We start from the raw sequence: 21,405 nt of genomic DNA, 5'->3' as shown, positions 1-21,405 counted from the left end.
ATGAGCGCCGCCGTCAATCCGCCCGTCGTCTTCACCCAGGATGAGCTTGGCTGGGTCTCGTGGATCGAGCCGTTGCCCGAGGCCGCGCTCACCGAGCGGCATTTCGCCGGTCTCGTCGATCGCGCCCGCGCCAAGTCGGAATATTTCCGCTTGCTGGTGCGCGATCCCGAGGTGCTGGAAGCCCGCACCAAGACCGACAAGGACATCTTCTACAACACAGCCGACGGCCTGCCGCGCGCCGAGCGTGAGCTCGCGGCGGCTGCGACCTCGCGCTACAATGGCTGCATCTATTGCGCCTCGGTGCATGCGCGCTTCGCCAGCACCTATTCCAAGCGCCGCGAGGACGTGCAGAAGCTGCTTGACGAAGGCGTCAACGCCGATCTCGGCGAGCGCTGGAACGCCGTGGTCAAGGCGTCCGTGGCGCTGGCGTCGACGCCGATCGCGTTCGGCCCTGATAATATCGCGGAGCTGCGCAGCGCCGGCCTCGACGATGCCGAGATCGTCGACGTCATCAACGGCGCCTCGTTCTTCAACTGGGCGAACCGGCTGATGCTGTCGCTCGGCGAGCCCTCGAAATAGGCAATTTCACCGGCACAAGAATTGCTGCTTCTTTGTAACACCCGACTGGATGGAGCCGTGCATGAGCAACATCAATCGCCGAACCCTGGTCAAGGGCTCGCTCGCCGCCGCAATCGCGGGAACGGCGCTTTCGCGCGCAGCCTTTGCCGACAGCGCCGAGCCGATCCTGCTCGGCGTCAGCGGTCCCCTCACGGGACCGAACGCGCAATATGGCACGCAGTGGAAGCAGGGCTTTGATCTCGCGCTCGACGAGATTTTGGCCGGCGGCGGCATCAACGGCCGCAAGCTGGCCTACAGCTTCGAGGACAGCCAGAGCGACCCGCGCCAGTCGGTGGCGATCGCTCAGAAATTCATCTCCGATCCCCGCATCGTCCTCGAGCTCGGCGATTTCTCGAGCCCCGCATCGATGGCGGCCTCGCCGATCTATCAGCGTGGCGGTCTCGTGCAGTTCGGCTTCACCAATTCGCACCCTGACTTCACCAAGGGCGGTGACTTCATGTGGAGCACGTCGGTCAGCCAGGCCGACGAGCAGCCGCTGCTGGCGGCCTATGCCGTGAAGAAGCTTGGCTTGAAGAAGCTTGCCGTGCTGCACCTCAACACCGATTGGGGTCGCACCAGCCGCGACTACTTCAACAACGCCGCCAAGGAATATGGCGCGGAGATCGTGGTCACCGAAGGCTATATCGCCGAGGAGCGCGACTTCCGCTCCACGCTGGTCCGCGTGCGCGACGCCAATCCGGACGGGCTGGTCCTGATCTCCTATTATTCCGACGGTGCGCTGATCGCGCGGCAGGCCCGGCAGGTCGGGCTGAAGCAGGTGATCTGCGCCGCGAGCTCGGTCTACTCGCCCAAATTCCTCGAGCTCGGCGGCGACGCCGTCGAGGACGTCCATGTCGGCACGCGCTACTTCCCGGAGGATCCGCGTCCGGAGGTGCAGAAATTCATCGCCGGCTTCAAGAAGAAGTACAATGGGCTCGAGCCCGACGCGTTCAATGCCTACGCCTATGACGCGATGAACATGGCCGCCGCCGTGGTGAAGATCGGCGGCACCGATCGCAAGGCGATCCGCGACGCCTTTACCAAAGTGAAGGACGTCCCGAGCGTCATCTTTGGCGCTGCGACGTTCGACGTTGCCAGCCGCCGCGTCAAGGGTGCGATGAATGCCGAGCTCGTCGTGCGCAAGGGCCAGTTCGCGCTTTGGGACGGCAAGCCGACCTGACCCGATGGCCGGGCGCTAGCTTCGACCGCTTTTCTCTGATTGGGACCATCACGTGGCTTCCTGGCTCGACTACACGATCAACGGGCTGATCGTCGGCAATGTCTACGCCCTCGTTGCGGTCGGGCTCGCGCTGATCTTCGGCGTCAGCCGGCTGATCAACTTTGCGCAAGGGTCGATCTATCTCGTCGGCGCCTATATCGGCTGGGTCGCGGTGGTGCAGCTGCACACGGCGCTGCCGATCACCATCATCTTCGTCGCGGTGGTGGCGGCGCTGGTCGGGCTGATCATCGAGCGGTTCGGCCTGCGGCCGCTGCAGAACTCGGTGCGAATCGCGCCGCTGCTGGCGACGATCGGCATCAGCTTCGTGCTCGATCAGCTGGTGATGCTGACCTTCTCGCCCAATCCGCGTGCGCTGCCGAGCCAGTTGCCGGACGTGCGCTTCCAGCTCGGCGGCGGCACGATCGGGCCGCTTGATCTCCTCATCGCCGGTGTCGGCATCTCCAGCGCGCTCTCGCTGTTCGTGTTCCTGCGCTACAGCAAGCTCGGCTGGGCGGTGCGCGCAGCCTCGCAGGACCGCGACGCCGCGATGCAGATGGGCGTCGATGTCAACCGCGTCAATCAGGCGGTGTTTGGCATTGCGGCTGCGCTCGGCGGCGTCTCCGGTCTGCTGGTCGGCATGTACTACAACCAGATCGATACCGCGATGAGCCTGCAGGCGACGCTGAAGGGCGTTGTCGCGGAAGTCGTCGGCGGCGCCGGCAACGTGCCGGGTGCTGTTGTCGGTAGTCTGCTGCTCGGACTGGTCGAGAGCTACGGCGTTGCCGTGTTCGGCACCAGCTACCGCAATCTGTTTGCTTTCCTGTTGCTGGTCGTCGTGCTGGTGCTGCGGCCGAACGGCCTGTTCGCCAGCGCCCGGCAGGCGCCGCCCGAGCCGCTCACCGGCACGTTCATCGCGCCGAGCCGGCCGGTGCGCATTCCGCGCTGGGCCTTGGCTGTCGCGGTCGCGGCGTTCGCGGTCCTGCCGCTGCTTCCGGTGTCCTTTTACATGCTCCAGACCCTGATCAACGCCTGGCTGCTCGGCATGCTCGCGCTGAGTCTTACGCTGGTTGCCGGCACGATCGGGCAGGTCTCGCTGGGGCACGCCGCGCTGCTCGCGATCGGTGCCTATACGTCTGCTCTGCTCTCACTGACATTAGCCGTTCCCGTCGGTCTCGCCATCATTGCCGGCGGCCTGATGAGTGCCGCGCTCGGCACGATTCTGATCTCGCCGTCGTTCCGGCTGCGCGGGCATTATGTCTCGATCGCAACGCTCGCCATCGGCGAGATCGTGTCGCTGGTGATCTTGAACTGGGAGAGCGTGACGCGCGGCCCGATCGGCATCTCCGGCATCCCGCCGCTGTCGCTGTTCGGCTACGATCTGATCAGCCCAACGTCCATATACTGGTTCAGCTTTGCCGTGATGGTCGCGCTGGCGCTGCTCCAGGCGCGCCTGCTCTCGTCGCATCTCGGCCGCAGCTTTCGCGCCATCCGCGACGACGACATCGCCGCGCGCGCCTATGGGCTGAGCCTGAACCGCTACAAGTCGCTCGCCTTCATCTTCGGCGGCTTCGCCGCCGGCGTCAGCGGCGGCATCGCCGCGCATCTCTATTCCTACATCAACCACGAAACCTTCAACACGCAGCAATCCATTTTGGCGCTAACGGTCGTCATCCTCGGCGGCCTCGGCAACGTCGTGGGCGCCGTGGTTGGGGCGGTGGCGTTGGTCGGCCTGCCGGAGATATTCCGGATCGCGGCGGAGTATCGCATCCTGATCTACGGCATCGTGCTGCTGCTGCTGGTGCGGTTCAGGCCGCAGGGCCTGTTGGGGACGATCTGATGGCGGAGGCGCATGCACCGCTGTTGTCCCTGCGCGGCTTGACCCGCCGCTTCGGCGGACTGACCGCCGTCGATGGCATCGATCTCGATCTCGCCAAGGGTGGGCTCGTTAGCATCATCGGCCCGAACGGCGCCGGCAAGACCACGCTGTTCAATCTCGTGACCGGGCTCGACCGGCCGGATGCGGGCGAGGTTCGGTTCGAGGGGCAGGACATCACCGGCCTCTCGCCGGAACGGCTGGCTGGCGGCGGCATCGCGCGCACCTTCCAGCTCGGCCGCGTGTTCGGCAATCTCAGCGTGATGGACAACGTCCTGATCGGCGCCCACACGCGCCTGCGCGCCGTGAAGCCGGCGGTGCCGGTGATCGGCCCGCTCCTGGAATTGGGGCTGGCGCTGTTGCGCCCTTCCAGCGTCAAGGCTGAGGAAGAGCGGCTGCGCGAGGAGGTCAAAACCATTCTCGCCCGCTTCGGCGAGCGGCTGCTGCCGCGGATCGACCAGCCCGCCTACAGCCTGTCCTACGCCAATCGCCGCCGTGTCGAGATCGCTCGCGCGCTGGCGCTGAAGCCGCGCCTGTTGCTGCTCGACGAGCCGACCGCCGGCATGAACCCGAGCGAGACCACGGAGATGCAGGGCCTCGTCGCCGAATTGAAGGCTGAAGGCCTGACCATTCTCCTGATCGAGCACAAGCTGGAGATGGTGATGCGTCTCTCCGACCGCGTCATCGTCATGGACGAGGGCAAGAAGATCGCGGAAGGGCCCGGCGAAGAGGTGCGCAAGGATCCCAAGGTGATCGAGGCCTATCTCGGTCACGGCCTGTCGGGGACGGCGGAACAGGAGAGCGCGGCATGACCATGAGCGCACCCGAACCGCTGCTGGCCCTGACGAACGTCAACACGTTTTACGGCCAGGCCCAGGTGCATTTCGACCTGTCGATCACGGTCGGCCGCGGCCACATCGTCTGCCTGCTCGGCGGCAATGCCAGCGGAAAATCGACGACAATGAAGATCATTCTGGGCCTGGTGAAGCCGCGCTCGGGCGAGGTGACGTTCGACGGCGCCTCGCTGATCGGGCTGACGACGCCGCAGATCGTCCGCCGCGGCATCGCCTCGGTGCCGGAGGCGCGGCGGTTGTTCGCGGATATGAGCGTCCGCGAGAACATCTTGATGGGCGCTTTCGTGCGCAACGACCGCGAGGCGATCGCGCAGGATCTCGACAAGATGCTGACGCTGTTCCCGAAGCTTGGGCAGCGGCTGTCGCAGCGTGCCGGCTCACTTTCCGGCGGCGAGCAGCAGATGGTCGCGATGGCGCGCGCGCTGATGAGCCGTCCCAGGATGATCGTGATGGACGAGCCGACCATGGGCCTGTCGCCGCTCTATGTCGACCGCGTGCTGGAGCTGATCCGCACCATCAACCAGGAAGGCGTCTCGGTGTTCATGGTCGAGCAGAACGCCAGCCTTGCGCTCGAGATCGCCCACGAGGCCTATGTGCTCCAGACCGGCAAGATCGTGCTGTCGGGGTCAGCGCGGACACTCAAGGACGACCCCCGTGTGCGCGACGCCTATCTCGGCGGGTCGGAGGCGGCGTAAGGCGGCCATGCACGAAAATCGGCCCGATCGCGCGGGATTGCATTGGTCCGTATGATCATTCTGTGAAAAGATCATACCGTTGACGCAATGAGGCGCGCGGCGGGATGAGTTCGGTGACGAGATGGTCTTTGCGAGCGGTCGAGCCCGCCACCGTGCTGCTGTTCGGCGGGCTCGTCGCCGCCAACGTTGCCGCATGGGCCTGGGCTTTCGCCTTGTTCGCGGACCGGCCCGCGGTGATGGCGACCGCGCTGCTGGCATGGGTGTTCGGCCTGCGCCACGCCGTTGACGCCGACCACATCGCCGCCATCGACAACGTCGTCCGCAAGCTGATGCAGACAGGCGATACGCCGCGCAGCGCCGGCCTCTATTTCGCGCTCGGCCATTCCACTGTTGTTGTGATCGCGACCGTGCTGCTCGCGCTCGGCGTGGTCAGCCTCGGTGGCGATAGCCTGCTTAGGGATCTCGGCAGCCTGATCGGCACCTCGGTGTCGGCGCTGTTCCTGCTCGTCATCGCCGCCATCAATCTCGCCATCTTCGCTGGCCTGTGGCGGACATTTCGGATCGCTCGCGCGTATGGCGTCCATGACGCAGGCCAGCTCGACGCGCTGCTTGCCAATCGCGGCTTCCTCGCGCGCCTGCTCGGCCCGATGTTCCGCCTGGTGACAAGACCCTGGCACATGTTCCCGCTCGGATTGCTGTTCGGGCTTGGCTTCGACACCGCGACCGAGGTCGGCCTGCTCAGCATCTCCGCCACCGAAGCCGCGCGCGGCGCGTCGCTCGCCGATATCCTGGTCTTCCCCGCGCTGTTCGCGTCGGGCATGGCGCTGGTCGACACCGCCGACTCCGCGCTGATGGTGAGCGCCTATCGCTGGGCCTTCGTCGATCCCGTGCGAAAGCTCTGGTACAACCTCACCATCACCGGCGCGTCCGTCGCGGTCGCGCTGTTCATCGGCGGTATCGAGGCGCTTGGTTTGATCGCCGATCGACTTGGACTTAACGGCGGCGTGTGGGCACTGGTCGATGCCCTCAACGAATCACTTGCGAATGTCGGTTTCGCGGTGATCGCGCTGTTCGTGATCGCCTGGCTCGTCTCAAGCCTGCTCTACCGCCGGATGTTCGCGGATCAGGCGCGCCGTTTGCCCGATGCGACCGAGGCGGCGTAAGTGACGAGGTGTCCCTGAATTTGTCGGCTTAGAGCGAAGCCGCGCTCGGCATCGGCTCCACCGGCAAATCATCGCCATTGGGATCGCCCGGAGCGGTCGCCCAGGCCAATTCCACCAGCGTCACGAACCTGCGTCCGCCGCCGTCGAGCTGGACGACGATCAGGCCCTGCTCCTCCATATAGCCGAGCAGGCGCTGGGCCCGGCGCAGCGAATGCGAGCCATAAGCCCGCGCGATCGCGGCATCGCCGGGGCAGGGCCAGCCTTCCTTGGCGGCGCGGGCAATCATCATGAACACGCCCTGCATGTCGTCGGGCAGGATCGAGGCGCGCAGCGTCACCTCCTGCCAGGCATCGTCCTCGGCAATGTCTGTGCCGAGGCCTGCGCGCGCATGCGTCAGCATGCGGCGGAATTCGCCGAGGTCGGGGACTGATGCGCCGAGGCCCTCGATGCGGCAGCGGACCACGAATTCCTGATAGAGCACGCCGATGGCGCGGAAGCCGGCATCGGGCACAGCCAGCACGGCGCGCAGCGTCCGATCCACCCGCTCGCGCCGGTCCGCGAGCTCTTCGGCACTGATCAGGACCTCAACCACCTCGGGGCGGACTTCGGGCGCTGCGGCCTTCGCCGCGCGGAGCTGCTCGAGCAGATCAGGCGCAGGGCGACGCTGCGGGCGGCTGGCATCGGGCGGCGGCGCGGCCAGGATCACGGCGCGGGCATCCTCCAACGCCGCTTCGGGCATCGGCAGCAGCCGCGGCGTCGAATTGCGCGGGGAGGTCGCGGTCGGGCCGATGTTCAGCCGTAGCGGACGGCGCGACAGCGCAGGTCCGAGCGCCATGAATTGTCCGCGTTCGAGATCGCGGAAGGCTTCAGCCTGCCGCCGCTCCATGCCGAGCAGATCGGCGGCGCGCGCCATGTCGATGTCGAGGAAGGTCCGGCCCATCAGGAAGTTCGAGGCTTCGGCCGCGACATTCTTGGCGAGCTTTGCCAGCCGTTGCGTGGCGATGATGCCGGCGAGCCCGCGCTTGCGGCCGCGGCACATCAGATTGGTCATGGCGCCAAGCGAGAGTTTTCGCGCCTCGTCCGACACTTCGCCCGCGACGGCCGGCGCAAACAGCTGCGCCTCGTCGACCACTACCAGCATCGGGTACCAATGGTCGCGCTCGACGTCGAACAGGCCACCGAGGAAGGCAGCCGCGCGCCGCATCTGGTTCTCGGCATCCAGCCCTTCGAGATTGAGCACGGTGGAGACCCTATGCAGCCGGGCGCGTTCGCCCGCGACCTGAAGGCCGCGCTCGGTGTGATCCTCGGCCTCGATCACCAGATGGCCGAAGCGCTCGGCCAGCGTGACGAAATCGCCTTCGGGGTCGATGATGGCCTGCTGCACCCAGGGCGCGCTCTGCTCGAGCAGGCGCCGCAACAGATGCGACTTGCCGGAGCCCGAATTGCCCTGCACCAGGAGACGGGTCGCCAGGAGTTCCTCGAGGTCCATGGCCGCCACAGCGCCCGCCGTGGTCAGCCCCATCTCGATCGCAACCGTCATATCCCGACTCAGGCCCTTCCATTCGCGGACAGGGGCTTATCAATCGGATCGGGATGCGTCGAGCGAAACAGGACGAATCATCCCGCGTTGCCCACGTCGGATTTCAGTCGGGATTCGAAAGCCGTGGAAGTGCGGTCCGGGGCAGGAGCCGAATCGTCGAGGACTCCTGATTCCGGTAAAACGGAAAGTCGCTTCAGAGGAACCGCGCCGCCGCCTCGTCCGGGAGACGGAATAATCGGCGCGTCCTTGTATGCAATATCCCAGTTGCCATCCCCGGCCGGTTTGCCTTACATGCCGCCAACTCGCCCGCGAATGGGGCGCAAAAATCGCACAAGTTCTCGAGGGGTGAACATGGCGCGTAACGTTCTGATTCTGGGAGCTTCTTACGGTTCCCTGCTGGGCACCAAGCTGCTGATGGCCGGGCACAACGTGACCCTGGTCTGCCGCGCCAAGACCGCCGAGCTGATCAACCGCGACGGTACCGAGGTGCGTATCAAGCTGCGCGACGAGGCGATGCACCGCGCGATCTTCTCGCGCGACCTGCCCGGCAAGCTCGACGCGGTAACGCCGCAGAATGTCGACGTCTCCCGCTACGATCTCGTCGGCCTGGCGATGCAGGAGCCGCAATACACCAACCACACGGTCCGCATGCTCATGATCAAGATCGCCGCGGCGAAGCTGCCGTGCCTCTCGATCATGAACATGCCGCCGCTGCCTTATCTCAAGCGCATTCCGGCGCTCGCCGACATGGATCTCGAGGAGGCCTACACCAATGCGCTGGTGTGGGAGCGGTTCGAGCCGGGGCTCGTGACGCTGTGCTCGCCCGATCCGCAGGCCTTCCGTCCGCCGGAAGAGGCGGCGAACGTGCTGCATGTCGGGCTGCCCACGAATTTCAAGGCCTCGGCCTTCGCCGACGAGGCGCACAACAAGGTGCTGCGCGAGCTCGAGGCCGATATCGACGCGGTGAGGCTCGACGGTCATGACGTGCCGGTGAAGCTGAAAGTGTTCGAGTCCCTGTTCGTGCCGCTGGCGAAATGGTCGATGCTGCTCACCGGCAATTACCGCTGCATCACCCCGCACGAGCCGCAGTCGATCCGCGACGCCGTGCACGGCGACCTCGCGCGCTCGCAGACGATCTACGACCATGTCGACGCCATCGCGCGCCGCCTCGGCGCCGATCCGCAGGACCAGGTGCCGTTCGCGAAATACGCCAAGGCCGCCGAAAGCCTGCTCAAGCCGTCGTCGGCAGCGCGGGCCGTGGCCGGCGGTGCGCCATTTATCGAGCGCGTCGACCTTCTGGTGAAGCTGATCTCGCATCAGATCGGCGCGCCCAATGCCGAGATCGACCGCACGGTCGATACCGTCGATCAGAAGCTGAACGAAAAGATCGTGCAGGGCGGATCGGGCGCGCAGTAACGGCGCCCGACGGGCAAAACACCTGCAGGAGCTGTCAATCCGCGCTGGCGAAAATATTCCACTTTACCGAAATTCGGAAATGGCGTATGTGTTGGGCATCCCGGCTCATCCTTGAGGGGCGATCTCGTGTCGTCTTGGTTGCGAGCCGGGCTTGCGGTGGACGCGGGCAGCGTTGGGCGTGAGAGGTGCGGGCAGGGCGGGTAGTCCCTGTGAGCCCGAAACCGCGTGCCGACGAGCGGCGCTGTCAGGTTCGTCTCGTCTGTAAGTTTCCGGCTCCGTCGACAGGGCCGGGAAAACTGCGGCGAAATGGCGAGCCGTGCGTACGGCAAAACCGTGTGGTCCTGGCCGTCGTCGCTACGGCCAAGCTTTCGCGGAGATGTGGAGCGCCCAACCGGGTCAACCGCATCGCTAATCTGCGAGGCGAGGGAGGCCAGAAGGAATTCGGCTCCCGGGAGAGCACGGCATAAGCCGTCAAACCACTGCGCAGGGAAGGCCGAGTGATTGGCGCCACCTGTATGCTGCTGTGCGGTTTTCCTGCGCTACATTTTCGCGCAGCAGACCGCGGGTGCGAGGTCAGCACCCGGCCTTCCCTGCGCCCTCTTGGACAAGAGGGGGCGCGACGAAGCAAAGCTCGGGCGAAATCAGCCGCGAGGACGCGAAGGCGTATCTGCGATTCAAAATGCGAACCGGAAGAGCGAAGCCGTTGCCTCATACTCCGTCATTGCGAGCGCAGCGAAGCAATCCAGAGTCTTTCCGCGGAGGAATTCCGGATCGCTTCGCTGCGCTCGCAATGACGGTGTGTAGCCGCGCGCGGCTGCCTCAACTCCGGCTTGCCACCCGCGCGCGATCGAGATGCTCCTCGATCTTGGGGCGGTCACGGGTGCGCTCGAAGCTGGTGCAGAGCAGCTCCGTCTCCTCGAGTGAGACGGGCGCGCGATACAGCCGGCACATGAACTCGGCGGTGGCGCGTCCCTTGCCTGTGCCGGGGCTGCGCTCGGCCAGGAACATGCAATCGCGGCAGATGCTGGCATCGAGCCGCTGATGGGCTGCGTCGAGATGATTGAGAACCTCGCGCAGCGAGTCGCGCAGGTGAAGGCGATCGTCGGTCTCGAGTGCCCTGACCGCATTGACGACGTGATTGATCGGATCGTGCTGGCTCAGGCATTTCTCGCCCTGCGCGGTGACGTGGAGCACGACAGAACGCTTGTCTTCCTGCGACGGTTTCCGCACCAGGAGGGATTTGCTTTCCAGCGTCTTCACGATCTGCGATGCGGTCGCCCTGGTCGCGCCGATGAAGCCGGCGAGCGCGGATGGCGTGCGCGAGAAGCGATTGGCGCGGCCGAGGAAGCGCAGCGCCATCCATTCCCGATCGCGCAACCCGTGTTGATTGCCTTCGAAGTACCAGGCTCTGGCCGCCTGAACCAGCAGCTCGACGGCCTCGCGTGCCAACGGCATAAATTCCTACCTCGCCCCGGGAATCGCGTGTGCGGCGCCCCGAAGCCGCTTTCCACCATGGCGCACGAATGTCTCGCGAGAGTCCCACATGACCTGGACTGATGAGCACGGCAGGATACTGCGCGAGAAACGCTGCTGCCGACGGCATGCCAACCGCAGAGTCGTCGAACGCACGCCCGAGCTGCCGTCACTGCCGGACGATGGATCGGAGTTGTACAACCGAAGCCCCTGAGTTCAAGTCACACGCAGACGTTTCTTATGTTCCACCGAAACGATGAATGAGCTTATCAACAAAATCAAGTAGAGACACTCGTGAAGACCGGATGTCGCTGCAGGCGAATGTAACGTTCAAGACAATCTCGCTGTTCGGGACACATGATAGTGAACACAATACGTTGCTCCGCAGGCAGCATGCACGCAACTATACGACGGTTTAATTGCACGGCATGTTGTTGTTCGTCGTTGATGCAAGTTGATCGAAGCTTGTGCATGACGACGATGTGCATCGGCATGTCATCCACAGGCTTGTGCGATGGGCCGGGAGAATCACCAGGGGAACTCGGAAGGAATGCACGCGCCGGTTGTCTCGGCCGCGATCGCAGAATCATGCGTTCGGTCGCTTTCGCCGCTGCCCGCTGCTCATCCGGATGGTTGATGCCCAGGCCAGTGGCGGCGATGCATGCGCATGCGCCGGAAGCGGGGCGCCATGCGCGATCGACTGTCGAGAACCACGAGCAGGGCGAGAGCGCAGGCGCGAAGCGCGCCGTCTCCCCTGATTAGTCGCCCTTGAGCATGTCCCTGAGCTCGCGGAACGGATCGCCGCTTGGGGACGCCGAGGCGTCCTGCCGCATCGCGTTGTAGATCCTCGGAACCATGTCGACGGCCTGGTCTAGCCCCGAATCACGTCCCGATTGGTATCCGCCCATCAGGCGAAGGTCGCGGGTGTCCTCGTATTTGGCGATCAGGGTGCGCAATTTGCTCACCAATTCGCGCTCCTCGGGGTCCCAGACGTTGTGGGCGAGACGGGAGACCGAGGCCAGCACATCCACGGCGGGATAGCGCGCCTGGTCCGCAATGTGCCTGGAGAGCACGATGTGCCCGTCCAGTGTGCTGCGGATGGTGTCGGCGATCGGCTCGTTATGGTCGTCGCCGTCGACCAGCACGGAGAAGATGCCGGTGATGGTGCCGGAGCCCTCCTCGCCGGGCCCGGCACGCTCCAGCAGGCGCGGCAGGTCGGTGAAGACTGTCGGGGCATAGCCGCGGGCCACTGCGGGCTCGCCGGCTGCAAGCGCGACCTCGCGGGAAGCATGGGCGAATCGGGTGATGGAATCGACCACGAGCAGCACCGATTCGCCGCGGTCGCGGAAGTATTCGGCCACGGCCATCGCCGTCTTCGGCGCCAGCCGCCGCATCATCGGGCTTTCATCGCCGGTCGATACAATGGTGACGGAGCGGTTACGGTCGTTGCCGAGCACGTCCTCGATGAATTCGCGCACCTCGCGGCCGCGCTCGCCGACCAGCGCCAGCACGACCGTATCAAAACCCTGGCTGCGGGCGAGCATCGCGAGCAGTGTCGATTTGCCGACGCCGGAGCCGGCAAAGATGCCGACGCGCTGGCCGGCGCAGATCGGCGCAAACAGGTCGATGACACGGACGCCGGTGCGCAGCGGCTTGTGGACGCGCGCCCGATTCATCGCCGGCGGCGCTTCCCTCTCCGCCGAGACCGCCCGCGATCCCGGGGTGAGCGGGCCCATTCCGTCCAGCGGGGCGCCGAGCGCATTGATGACGCGGCCCTTCCAGCTCGGATCCGGCGCGAACGACAATGCCGGCATGCGGTAGGCGACCGAGCCGAGCCCGCCGGCGAATTGCCGGTCGAACGGCTTTGCGACGATGCCGTCGCTGTCGATCCGCACCACCTCGCCGATCTGGGGCTTGCCCCCGGAATTGACACCGATCAGCTCGCCGAGCTTGACGGCGCGCGACAGGCCGGAGACGCGGAAATGCGTCGGCGCGATCTCGGAGACCGCGCCGCTGACGCTTGCCAGCGGCGTACTCTGCTGGAGCTCGAGCAGCGTCCACTCAAGTTGACGAAGAGCGTTCAAGGAAACCGTCCACCCAAATTACGCGCGACGCGCAGCCTACTTGCTGGGATCGCCCAGCGTCTGAATTGCGTTCCGGAGCGTGCTCTCCGTGCCCTCGATCAGCGAGTTGGTGCTGTCGAAGGCGCGCGAGGCCGACATCAGCTTTGTCAATTCCATCATGGGGTTGGCGCTGGAGCCCTCGACATAGCCCTGCTTGAAGCCGTCCCGGCTGAAATCGCCGATGGCGGTCGCGGGACGGTCTGGCGTGACGCCGGAATTGCCGTACCGGTCGAGATCGGCATCGGCTGGAATGCTGAACAGGCCGATGGTGCCGATCTCATTGTTGTCCTGGGTGATCGCGCCGCTGCGCGAGATCGAGACCGGCCCGCCGTTCGGGTCGAGCGAGATCTGCGCACCGCCGGAATCGATGACGGGGAAGCCCGACACCGTCTGAAGGTCGCCGTTGGCGGCGATCTGGAGCCGGCCGTCGCGGGTATAGACCGTGCCGTTGGGGCCGGCGAAGGCGATCCAGCCCTGTCCGACCACGGCGACGTCGAGCGGGTTGCCGGTCTCGGTAATGCTGCCTTGCTCGCGCGAGATGATATTCTCGCCGGGCGAGGAGAACGCGACCGGATTCGCGGCGGCCTTCGACAACACCGTCTCGAATTTCACCACGTCGGTGCGAAAGCCGGACGTGTTGACGTTGGCGACGTTGTTGGCGATCGTCTGGAGGCGCTTCTCAAGCGCGACCTGCGCCGACAATCCCACATAAAGAGCCGATTGCATGGTTTACCTGTTGAACTTGATGTTCTGAAGTGTCGTGAGCAAGCCGGCGTCCATGCTGGCCGACGACGTCGACGCGCCGGTGATCAGGACGAGTGCGGGGTTGGTCGAGGTGTCGCTCTGGGCCTGGGTCGCGTCCCACATCGCGGCGAAGCGCTGCACGAATTTGGTGACCTTGGTCGAGTCCTGGAAATCGGTGAGATTGATCTTGTCCGTGATCATCTTGGCCTGCATGTCGATATCGGACGAAGAGATCGTCGGCGACCATCCCATTGCGGTCTGCACCACCTGGGTCAGCGCCTTGTCGGCGAGGATCTGGTAGGGGCTCGTGATCGAGGAGGCCTTGCGCGTGAAGTAGAGCGCAAGCCGCAGGCCCTCGTTCTGGTCGCCGGCGTTCTGCTCCATCGTCTGCGTGACGTATTGGGTCGCCGTGCCGGTCGTGGCCGCGGTCGTCGAGGTCGCGTTGGCGCCATTGGCGGCGAAATTGAAGGCCGTGGCGAATTCCTTGTAGCGGCTGTCGCTGAGCTGGTTGGCGAAGGCGTCCTTGGCCGAGACGCCCTCGGTCAGCACCTTGCGCATGAAGGCCTTGGCATAGGTCATGTCGCTGAGGCCATAGGCCTTCATCGCGTAGGAGTAGAGCCGATAGTTGCCCAGGAAGTCGTCGATCGTCTTCACATTGCCGATATGGCTCAGAAAGTAGTCGGTGTCGCGGCTCACGTCCGGTTCATCCGCGACCTGCGTGAGCGACTTGCTCATGTCCTTGGTCAGTCTGGTGTAATCCGCGATCGTGGATAGCATGGCACGCGCCCCTTTGGCCGCTATTGCGACATCGCCTCAAGCTGCCGCGAATTGCTTGCGTGGGGCTGGCCATGCCGAAGCCAGCTTCGCGCAAGCGTCGCCGACTAGATGTTTCCGATGGGATCGGCGATGGAGTGGCGCGTTGCTCAGTTTCGTGGGGATTTTCATCACGGTGGCAGCACTGCTCGGCGGATTTGCCGCCATGGGCGGCCATCTGGCCGTGCTGATGCAGCCATGGGAGTTCGTGATCATCTTGGGCACCGCGGTCGGCACCTTCATCGTGGCCAATCCGTGGAAGACGGTCGTGGACACCGGGGTGGCCTGCGTGCAGGCCATCACCGGAGCGGTGCCGGGCGAACGCTATTATCTCGATCTGCTCGGGGCGCTCCATGCGCTGATGCGCGAGCTGCGCGGCAAGGGCCGTAACGAGGTCGAGGCGCATATCGACGATCCTTCGGCCTCGGAGATCTTCAAGGCGTTCCCGAGCGTGCTCGGCGACGCGTCCCTGCTCCAGTTCATCTGCGACTATGTTCGCCTCATCATCATGGGCAACGCGCGCACGCATGAGATCGAGGCGCTGATGGACGAGGAGATCCACACCATCGTGAAGAGCAAGTTGACGCCCTATCACGCGCTGGTGGTGGTGTCCGAGGCGCTGCCGGCGCTCGGCATCGTCGCCGCCGTGCTCGGCGTCATCAAGGCGATGGGAGCGCTCGACCAGTCGCCGAAGCTGCTTGGCGGCTTCATCGGCGCGGCGCTGGTCGGCACCTTCGCCGGCATCTTCCTGTCTTACGGCATCATTTCGCCCTTCGCGCTGAAGATCAAGATGACGCGCGAGAAGAAGTGCCGGCCCTACATCATCGTGAAGCAGACGCTGCTGGCGTTCATGAACGGCGCCATGCCGCAGATCGCCGTCGAGCACGGCCGCAAGATGATCGCGAGCAGCGAGCGGCCGTCGATCGACGTCGTCGAGAACGAGACGATCGCAGGTCCCAAGGCCGTCGTGACCGACGCTGAACCCAAGGCTGCACGCGCATGACGATGGAGGACGTCGAGATCGATCAGCGGAAGCAGCTGCCGAACTACCTGCTGGATGCAGCCGGCATTTCGATCGAACGCATGCCGATGCTCAATGTGATCTTCGATCGCATGGCAGCATCGTGCACGGACAGCCTGCAGCCGATGGCAGGAACACCGTGCTATTTCTCGGTCAACGGCATCGTCAATGATCGCGTCGGCGACATCATCAAGGACTACGAGGGCAACGCGGTCGCTGCCGTGCTCTACGCCGAGCAGTGGGACTCCCGCGTCATCATCGTGCTCGACCGCGATTTCGTGTTCACCATGGTTGAGGCGATGTTCGGCTCCGATGGCGCCGAGCCGCCGCTCGACGTCGAGCGTTCGTTCTCGAACATCGAGATTCGCCTGGTCCAGGCGCTGTTCGAGCGGTTCGCCAAGGCGCTGCAAACCGCCTTCGCCGGCACCTCCAACGTCACCTTCCGTGTCGAGCGGGTCGAGACCGCCATGGCGTCGCTGGCGATCGGGCGGAGCGGCAACATGTCGATCTGCGCGAACATCATGCTGCAGGCGCTCTACCGCGGCGGTCAGATGTTCCTGATCGTCCCGCACTCCGCGCTCAACCCGCTGCGGCAGAAGCTCGCCCACGTCGTCGTCAGCGACGGTCGCGCGGCCGACCCTCGCTGGCGCGAGCAGATGGAAAGCGAGGTTCACCGCACCGAAGTGACGCTGAGCGCGGTGCTCGACGAGAAGATGATCTCCCTCGAGGACGTCGTGAAGTTCAAGGTCGGACAGGTGCTCGAGCTCGAAGCCACGCCGCGCACGCTGGCGCGGCTCGAGAGCAACAACCAGGTGCTGTTCTGGTGCCAGATCGGCCAGCTTGATGGCTACTACGCCATGCAGGTGGCAGATCCCGTCGATCAGAAGCGGGAGTTCGTCGATGATATCCTATCTCGTTGATGCCGTGCTGCTGATTGCGCTGGCGTTCACCAGCATGCGGGTGACCCGGATGCACCGCGAGCTGGCGCGGCTGCGCAACTATCAGGGCGAGTTCTCGACCATCGTCCACGAGACCGCGGGCGCTTTCGATACTGTGATCACCGCGGCGCATGATTCCACGGCAAATCTCGGCCGGCTCGCCAGCGTGCTGAGCACGAAGATCGACCAGGCTCACGAGGTGATTGCGGCGCTCGACGCGCGGACCGGGCTGCAGCCCGCTGCGACCGCGAACGGCGCCGAGGTCAACAAGCACTAGGGCCGGGGCCGGCTGAACGGACAGATCGGAACGTCGCGGCGCTCCGGGAGCGGAAATACCAAGAGGCGATAACAAATGGCGCAATCCTTCGACTACGAGTCAGCACCCGCATCCGATGATGCCGAGACGTCTCCGCTGGAGCGGCTGGCGGAGATCGCCGCGCGCACTGCGGAGGAGGCCGGCAAGTTCGCCAATGTCGATGCCATCCTGCGCATTCCCGTCACCATGCAGGTGGTGCTGGGATCGGCGACCATCCCTGTGGCGAATCTGATGAAGCTCGGCCGCGGCGCCGTGGTTCCGCTGGATCACCGCGTCGGCGAGCCCGTCGACGTCGTGGTCAACGGCCGCGTCGTGGCCCGCGGCGAGGTGGTCGTCGTCGAAGAGGACAATTCGCGCTTCGGTGTCTCGCTGACCGAGATCGTCGGACCTCTGGGGCAGGGTGATTCCTGACCATGGCGGCACAGGTCGGCATCGCTCCCATCAAGCAGCGAGGCGTTGCCACGCTGGGCGGAACGGAAAAGGTCGCGGCGCTCCTGTTGGCCATGGGCCGGCAGGCGGCCGCGAGCGTGCTCGCGCAATTCGAGCCGCAGGATATCCGGATCGTCACCAAGGCCGCGGCTGAGCTGCGGCCGATTACGGCGCAGGAACTCGAGTCGATCGTCGAGGAGTTCGCCCAGCAGTTCTCGATGGGCGCCAACATTCTCGGCACCCTCGGTGGCCTCGAAGCCGTGCTCGGCGACGTGCTTCCCGCCGACCAGGTCTCGGCGATCATGTCGGACCTGCTCGGCAATTCGAGCCGGTCGGTGTGGGACCGCGTCTCGTCGGTTTCGGAAAACTCGCTGGCGACCTACCTCTCCAAGGAGCATCCGCAGACCGCGGCGCTGATCCTGTCCAAGGTCAAGCCGTCCTGCGCCGCCAAGGTGATGAGCCAGTTGCCGTCGAGCCTTCGCAACGAGCTGATGCGGCGCGTGCTCAGCCTCAAGCCGATCGTCGACGATGCGATGAAGGTCCTCGAGAAGACGCTGCACGAAGACCTGACGCTCAATTTCGCCCGCAACCTCGGCGCCGACACCTACGCCCGTGTCGCCGACATCATCAACAAGATGGAGCGTGGTCATATCGAGGACATGCTGAAGAGCCTGTCGGAGAAGCGGCCGAAGTCGGCCGAAGTGCTGAAGGAGCTGCTATTCACCTTCGACGACGTCGTCAACCTGGCGCCGAAGGCGCGCACCATGATCTTCGACCAGGTGCCGACCGATCGTATCGTCGTCGCGCTGAAGGGCACCGACAAGCACTTCCGCGAACTGATCCTGTCCGCGGTCGCCTCGCGCGTCCGTCGCGTCGTCGAGCACGAGCTCGCGATCGGCGAGCCGTCGAACCAGCGCGACGTGCTGGAGGCGCGCCGCGTCATCACCGACCTCGCCCTCGACCTCGCCGAGAAGGGTGAAATCGAGCTCAATCCCGACCAGGACGATGAGCTGGTCTTCCGCTGACCGCTGAACTGGCATGGCAGAGACATCCGACCAGGAGAGCAAAACAGAAGAGCCGACCGAGAAGAAAGTCCGCGATGCGCTCGAACAGGGCAATATTCCGGTCTCTCGGGAGGCGTCTATTCTCGCGACCATGGCGGCGCTGATGGTGATTCAGGCGTTCCTGATCGGCCAGGGCGTGCAGCGACTGACGCCGACCTTGAAGAGCTTTATCGACGAACCCGACGGCTTCCCGCTCAGCACCGCGGCGGACGCACTGAATCTTCTCACCGTGGTAGGCCTCGAGGCGCTGCGATTCCTGGTGCCGCTGGTCGTGATCATCGCGGTGTTCGGGCTCGCCGCGTCGCTGCTGCAAAACGCGCCGCGGCTGGTGCTGCAGCGCATCCTGCCCGACGTCTCCCGAATCTCGCCCGCCAGCGGCTGGAGCCGCATTTTCGGAACGCAGGGCCTCGTGGAGTTCGCCAAGTCGGTGTTCAAGCTCGCCTCGGTGACCGCCGTCGTCTGCTTCGTGCTGCGATCGTCGGAGGCAAGGGCGTTCGAGGCGATGTATACCGATCCCGTCGCGCTGCCGGAGATGATCCTCACCATCGCGATGCGGATCGTATCGGCGATCTGCATCGCGACGATCGTGCTGGTCGCGATCGATCTCGCCTGGGCGCGGTTCCGCTGGCGGCGCGAGCTGCGCATGACCAAGCAGGAGATCAAGGACGAGCACAAGCAGGCCGAGGGCGATCCGCTGATCAAGGCGCGCCTGCGCTCGCTCGCGCGCGACCGCTCGCGCCAACGCATGATCGCCTCCGTGCCGCGCGCGACGCTGGTGATCGCGAACCCGACGCACTTTGCAATCGCATTGCGCTACAACCGCGACGAAAACCCGGCCCCTCTCGTGGTGGCCAAGGGCATGGACGTGATCGCGCTGAAGATCCGCGAGGCCGCCGAGCAGAACAGGATCCCGGTGATCGAGAACAAGGCTCTCGCGCGCGCGCTCTACGAAGCGGTGCAGGTCGATCAGGTCATCCCGGCCGAGTTCTTCCGCCCGGTTGCCGAGATCATCTACTTCCTGCAGTCGAAGCAAACGCCGCGGCCCGAGAAGGTTCAGTAGACTGACGAGGATGGTGCTTCGCGCAACAGCTTGACGAAAGCTTAACGCCCTAGGGTTCTCTCCAATGAATCATAAATGGGGCTGTCGTGGGACCGCTTTTTCTCTTCGAGCTCGCATCGTCGCAGGCACGCTGGCTCGAGCTTCGTCAGTCGACCATCGCCACCAACGTCGCCAACGCCAATACGCCGGGTTTCAAGGCGCGCGACGTCGAGCCGTTCAACAAGGTGCTTGACGGAATGCCGGTCAGGCTCGCGACGACGTCGCCCACGCATATGCAGCTTTCCCCGGCCGAAACCGACACGCGAGCAACCGCGAAGAAGGATAGCTGGGATGTCGTCCACTCCGGCAACTCGGTCAGCCTCGAGCAGGAAATGATCAAGGGCAGCGACGTCAATCGCGACTATTCGATGAACTCGGCGATCGTGCGCTCGTTCAATCGCATGATCCTGACCAGTGCGAAGACCTGAGGTGAACTGACATGCTGGACGCTCTACAGGCTTCATTGACGGTCGCAAGCTCCGGCCTCGAAGCGCAGTCGTCGCGCATGCGGGTTGTCTCGGAAAATCTCGCGAATGCGAGCTCGACCGGGCGCACCGCCGGTGCAGATCCGTATCAGCGCAAGACGATCACTTTCGATGCCGCAATGGATCGTGCTTCGGGCACGCAGCTGGCGAAGGTCAAGGAGATCGGGGTCGACACCACGCCCTACCGTGTCGAGTACGATCCGGGCCATCCCGCGGCCGACAAGGCCGGCTACGTGAAGATGCCGAACGTCAACATGATGATCGAGATGGCGGACATGCGGGAAGTCAACCGGTCCTATGAAGCCAATCTCCAGGTCGTGAAGCAGGTGAGATCGATGCTCGGCATGACCATCGATCTTCTGAGGAGCTGACAATGCTAGAGGCGATTTCATCCACTGCAATCACCGCAGGGCAGGCGGCATCCCGCATCACCGAGACGCAGACCATTGCGCCCAGTGCGACGTCCCCGGTTCAGGCCGGCGACGACGTTGGGTTCGACTCCGTGATGAAGCAGGTGACCACGGACGCGATCGGCACGCTGAAGGCCGGCGAGAGCGCGTCGATCTCGGCGATACAGGGCAAGGAGTCGACGCGGAAAGTCGTCGAGGCGCTGATGTCGGCCGAGCAGGCTTTGCAGACCGCGGTCGCGGTCCGCGACAAGGTCGTGCAGGCCTACCAAGAAGTCGTTCGTATGTCGATTTGATCTGAAGGAATCACGCTGTGAAATCGCTCGCCATCGCGGCTACGGGCATGAATGCCCAGCAGACTAATATCGAAGTCATCGCGAACAACATCGCCAACATCAACACCACGTCGTTCAAGCGTGCACGTGCGGAATTCACCGATCTGTTCTACCAGATGGACCGCATGCAGGGTGTTGCGAACGTCAACGGCGCCTCGCCGATCCCGGAAGGCGCCAATCTCGGTCTCGGCGTCAAGTCGGCCGCAATCCGCAAGCTGCACATCCAGGGCGCGCTTACGCAGACCGGCAACCCATATGACCTCGCGATCAACGGTCGCGGCTGGTTTCAGGTGCTCGGCCCGAACAACGAGGTGCAGTACACTCGCGCGGGCTCGTTCAACACCAACGCCACCGGCCAGCTCGTGACGATGGACGGCTATTTGCTGGATCCCAACATCACGGTGCCGCAGGGAACGGTGCAGGTCACCGTCAACCAGACCGGGCAGGTGTTCGCCAAGCTGGACGCGGAAGTCAATCCGCGTCAGATCGGCCAGCTCAACCTTGCCAATTTCGCCAACGAGGCGGGCCTCGAGCCGCTGGGCAGCAATCTCTATCGCGAGACCACGGCATCAGGTGCGCCGGTCGTCGGTCTCCCCGGCGATGCCGGCTACGGCAAGATCAACCAGCAGTATCTCGAGGCCTCGAACGTCGATCCCGTTAAGGAAATCACCGAGTTGATCTCGGCGCAGCGCGCCTATGAGATGAATGCCAAGGTCATCCAGGCGTCGGATGAGATGGCGCAGACGGTATCGAAGAATCTCAGTCGCTAGTTCCGGTGTG

22 protein-coding genes are annotated in these 21,405 nt (G+C 64.6%); 17 read left to right on the top strand and 5 right to left on the bottom strand.

The window, feature by feature from the left end; genetic code table 11:
* From ABID58_RS14460 to ABID58_RS14435, 6 genes are all read left to right on the top strand, one after another.
* The gene (locus ABID58_RS14460) at positions 1-579 is read left to right on the top strand and encodes an alkylhydroperoxidase domain protein (protein WP_354033122.1); all 579 of its coding nucleotides are present in this window, start codon (positions 1-3) and stop codon (positions 577-579) included.
* Between the two features lie 61 nt (positions 580-640).
* Positions 641-1,798 (top strand): ABC transporter substrate-binding protein, encoded by a 1,158-nt coding sequence (locus tag ABID58_RS14455; protein ID WP_148750879.1) that lies wholly within the window; start codon positions 641-643, stop codon positions 1,796-1,798.
* 52 nt (positions 1,799-1,850) lie between these two features.
* Entirely contained in the window at positions 1,851-3,674 is a 1,824-nt protein-coding gene (locus ABID58_RS14450; protein WP_354033121.1) for an ABC transporter permease, read from the top strand.
* Complete coding sequence (locus tag ABID58_RS14445; RefSeq protein WP_187434798.1) at positions 3,674-4,522, top strand: ABC transporter ATP-binding protein; 849 nt, start codon at positions 3,674-3,676, stop codon at positions 4,520-4,522. Before ABID58_RS14450 ends, ABID58_RS14445 begins: the two co-directional genes overlap by 1 nt.
* Positions 4,519-5,259 carry an ABC transporter ATP-binding protein gene (locus tag ABID58_RS14440; RefSeq protein ID WP_354033120.1) on the top strand — a complete coding sequence of 247 codons (741 nt, stop codon included), beginning with the start codon at positions 4,519-4,521 and terminating at the stop codon, positions 5,257-5,259. The genes ABID58_RS14445 and ABID58_RS14440 overlap by 4 nt, the downstream gene beginning before the upstream one ends.
* 104 nt (positions 5,260-5,363) lie before the next feature.
* Positions 5,364-6,422 carry a HoxN/HupN/NixA family nickel/cobalt transporter gene (locus ABID58_RS14435; protein ID WP_354033119.1) on the top strand — a complete coding sequence of 353 codons (1,059 nt, stop codon included), beginning with the start codon at positions 5,364-5,366 and terminating at the stop codon, positions 6,420-6,422.
* A gap of 28 nt (positions 6,423-6,450) precedes the next feature.
* On the opposite strand, the gene ABID58_RS14430 is transcribed toward ABID58_RS14435, so the two are convergent.
* A complete protein-coding gene (locus ABID58_RS14430; RefSeq protein WP_354033118.1) occupies positions 6,451-7,962 on the bottom strand; it encodes a helicase HerA domain-containing protein in 1,512 nt (503 codons plus the stop codon).
* 351 nt (positions 7,963-8,313) lie between these two features.
* Between ABID58_RS14430 and ABID58_RS14425 the strand changes: the two genes are divergently transcribed.
* Complete coding sequence (locus ABID58_RS14425) at positions 8,314-9,378, top strand: ketopantoate reductase family protein (protein WP_148750885.1); 1,065 nt, start codon at positions 8,314-8,316, stop codon at positions 9,376-9,378.
* Between the two features lie 819 nt (positions 9,379-10,197).
* Here the strand turns inward: ABID58_RS14425 and ABID58_RS14420 are convergent.
* From ABID58_RS14420 to ABID58_RS14405, 4 genes are all read right to left on the bottom strand, one after another.
* Complete coding sequence (locus tag ABID58_RS14420; RefSeq protein ID WP_148749559.1) at positions 10,198-10,833, bottom strand: MarR family winged helix-turn-helix transcriptional regulator; 636 nt, start codon at positions 10,831-10,833, stop codon at positions 10,198-10,200.
* Positions 10,834-11,609: 776 nt separating this feature from the next.
* A complete protein-coding gene (fliI, locus tag ABID58_RS14415) occupies positions 11,610-12,935 on the bottom strand; it encodes a flagellar protein export ATPase FliI (RefSeq protein WP_354033117.1) in 1,326 nt (441 codons plus the stop codon).
* Between the two features lie 36 nt (positions 12,936-12,971).
* Positions 12,972-13,700, bottom strand: a complete 729-nt coding sequence (gene flgF / locus ABID58_RS14410) for a flagellar basal-body rod protein FlgF (RefSeq protein WP_148749557.1) — start codon at positions 13,698-13,700, stop codon at positions 12,972-12,974.
* 3 nt (positions 13,701-13,703) lie between these two features.
* Entirely contained in the window at positions 13,704-14,495 is a 792-nt protein-coding gene (locus ABID58_RS14405) for a DUF1217 domain-containing protein (protein WP_187434654.1), read from the bottom strand.
* Positions 14,496-14,637: 142 nt separating this feature from the next.
* Here ABID58_RS14405 and motA point away from each other — a divergent pair, with 142 nt between their 5' ends.
* The 10 genes from motA (at position 14,638) to flgG (ending at position 21,395) form a co-directional block, all read left to right on the top strand.
* Positions 14,638-15,534: a flagellar motor stator protein MotA gene (motA, locus tag ABID58_RS14400; protein ID WP_187434653.1), complete on the top strand. Its 897-nt coding sequence runs from the start codon at positions 14,638-14,640 to the stop codon at positions 15,532-15,534.
* The gene (locus ABID58_RS14395; protein ID WP_148749554.1) at positions 15,531-16,472 is read left to right on the top strand and encodes a flagellar motor switch protein FliM; all 942 of its coding nucleotides are present in this window, start codon (positions 15,531-15,533) and stop codon (positions 16,470-16,472) included. The genes motA and ABID58_RS14395 overlap by 4 nt, the downstream gene beginning before the upstream one ends.
* Positions 16,453-16,767, top strand: coding sequence for a hypothetical protein (locus ABID58_RS14390; protein WP_354033116.1), 315 nt, complete (start codon positions 16,453-16,455; stop codon positions 16,765-16,767). Before ABID58_RS14395 ends, ABID58_RS14390 begins: the two co-directional genes overlap by 20 nt.
* A gap of 75 nt (positions 16,768-16,842) precedes the next feature.
* Positions 16,843-17,217 carry a flagellar motor switch protein FliN gene (fliN, locus tag ABID58_RS14385; protein WP_354033115.1) on the top strand — a complete coding sequence of 125 codons (375 nt, stop codon included), beginning with the start codon at positions 16,843-16,845 and terminating at the stop codon, positions 17,215-17,217.
* 2 nt (positions 17,218-17,219) lie between these two features.
* Complete coding sequence (locus tag ABID58_RS14380; protein WP_148749551.1) at positions 17,220-18,260, top strand: flagellar motor switch protein FliG; 1,041 nt, start codon at positions 17,220-17,222, stop codon at positions 18,258-18,260.
* A gap of 13 nt (positions 18,261-18,273) precedes the next feature.
* Positions 18,274-19,359, top strand: coding sequence for a flagellar biosynthesis protein FlhB (gene flhB / locus ABID58_RS14375; protein WP_354033114.1), 1,086 nt, complete (start codon positions 18,274-18,276; stop codon positions 19,357-19,359).
* Between the two features lie 86 nt (positions 19,360-19,445).
* Positions 19,446-19,826 carry a flagellar basal body rod protein FlgB gene (gene flgB / locus ABID58_RS14370; RefSeq protein ID WP_148749549.1) on the top strand — a complete coding sequence of 127 codons (381 nt, stop codon included), beginning with the start codon at positions 19,446-19,448 and terminating at the stop codon, positions 19,824-19,826.
* 11 nt (positions 19,827-19,837) lie between these two features.
* A complete protein-coding gene (gene flgC / locus ABID58_RS14365; RefSeq protein ID WP_148749548.1) occupies positions 19,838-20,254 on the top strand; it encodes a flagellar basal body rod protein FlgC in 417 nt (138 codons plus the stop codon).
* A gap of 2 nt (positions 20,255-20,256) precedes the next feature.
* The gene (gene fliE / locus ABID58_RS14360) at positions 20,257-20,586 is read left to right on the top strand and encodes a flagellar hook-basal body complex protein FliE (protein ID WP_148749547.1); all 330 of its coding nucleotides are present in this window, start codon (positions 20,257-20,259) and stop codon (positions 20,584-20,586) included.
* 17 nt (positions 20,587-20,603) lie between these two features.
* Positions 20,604-21,395, top strand: a complete 792-nt coding sequence (flgG, locus tag ABID58_RS14355; protein ID WP_148749546.1) for a flagellar basal-body rod protein FlgG — start codon at positions 20,604-20,606, stop codon at positions 21,393-21,395.
* Positions 21,396-21,405: the final 10 nt, after the last annotated feature.

Source organism: Bradyrhizobium sp. S3.2.6 (assembly GCF_040546885.1).
In the GTDB taxonomy this organism is placed as follows: domain Bacteria; phylum Pseudomonadota; class Alphaproteobacteria; order Rhizobiales; family Xanthobacteraceae; genus Bradyrhizobium; species Bradyrhizobium cytisi.
This window is presented reverse-complemented; position numbering and strand designations above follow the sequence as displayed.